The sequence below is a fragment of the Frankia sp. CoWAU3 genome (genome assembly GCF_977971855.1).
In genome coordinates this window covers 34,311-35,756 of the sequence record NZ_CDWWXB010000012.1, presented here as the reverse complement: position 1 = coordinate 35,756, position 1,446 = coordinate 34,311, and the positions used below count along the sequence as shown (strand labels likewise).

The 1,446-nt window shown below is 71.2% G+C and carries 1 protein-coding gene; it reads right to left on the bottom strand.

All coding sequences use genetic code 11. The annotated features are described in order from the left end of the window. Positions 1-1,033 (bottom strand): 3-hydroxyacyl-CoA dehydrogenase family protein (locus AC08ON_RS02805; RefSeq protein WP_476616402.1); only part of this gene is annotated, 1,033 nt, incomplete at its 3' end. Positions 1,034-1,446: the final 413 nt, after the last annotated feature.

The window sequence follows — 1,446 nt, the reverse complement described above, 5'->3', positions numbered from 1 at the left end:
CCGACGCCGCCAACGACGACTCGATCTTCGCGAGGGTGGCGGCGAGGGTGCGCTCGCTCCGGGCCCGCAGGAGGACGTCGTGCCCGGACCGGGCCAGCACCTCCGCGATGCCATCCGCCATCGTGCCGCTCCCCACGACGCCGACCGAGCGCACCGGGCGGCCCCGCCCCAGGCGGTCGGCAAGCGGATCGACCGCGTCGACCACCTCGGAGGAGTCCGGTGCCGCGTAGGTGTAGAAACCACGACCGGTCTTGCGGCCGAGCAGGCCCGCTCGCACGAGCTGGCTCAGCAGCGGTGCCGGAGCGTGCAGGTGGTCACGGGACTGCCGGTACATCGAGTTGAGGATCTCGTGGGCGGCGTCCAGACCGATCAGATCGAGCAGGGCGAGCGGGCCCATCGGATGCCCGCACCCGAGCCGCATGGCCGCGTCGATGTCCTCCCGGGCCGCATACCGGGCCTCGAGCATGCGCACGGCGTTGTTGAGATAACCGAACAGCAGCGCGTTGACGATGAAGCCCGCCCGGTCCTCCGCGACGACCGCGGTCTTCCCCACGTCGTTGACCAAGCCGATCACCCCGGCCAGCACAGTCGGGTCGGTGACGACCGTGCGTACGACCTCCACCAGGCGCATCACCGGCGCCGGATTGAACCAGTGGGTGCCGAGCACCCGTTCCGGGCGGGCGGTGCCCGCCGCGAGTTCCGTCACCGACAGGGAGCTGGTGTTCGTCAGGAAGACGGTGGCCGGGGGGCAGATCTCGTCGAGTCGGGCGAAAAGCGCCTGTTTGGCGCTCATTCGTTCGTCGATCGCCTCGATCACCAGCTCGCAGTCGGCGACCGCCGCGAGCTCGGTGCCGAGACGCATGCGGGCCAGCACGGCCTGCCTGGTCGCGTCGTCGAGCTTGCCGTGGCGGCCCGCGCGGTCGAGGGAGTGCTCGACCCGGGCCCGGCTGCGGGCGAGCGCGTCGGTGTCACGCGCGATGCCGACGACCTCCAGACCGGCCTTCGCCAGCACCTCGGCGATGCCCGCGCCCATGGTGCCGAGCCCCACCACCCCGACCCGGCGGTGTCTCACCGCCTCGTCCCGGCTGTTCTCCGGCTTCTTCTCCTGGTTCGCGTTCTCCTGGTTCGCGGCCGGCCCCGTTCCCGATGTGGTTCCCGATACGGACCTCTCGATCATGCCCAGGCTCCTCTACTTCGGCACACGGGCCCCGGGCGACGGGTGGGCGTCGCGGGCCGGGCGGTGTCAGACGGCGAACGCCGTGATCCTCCCATATTCTCGGGACGCCGGCCCATGATCGCACTACGGGAACGGACCGGACGGGCTGCCGGGGACGCCGGACGGGCGGCCGTCGCAGGCTCGGCGGACCGGGCAGGTTCGGCGGAATCGCTTTCAGAAAAGCGTCGGAATGGACGGTTCGAGGCCCCGCAGCTCGTCATAGTCGACGA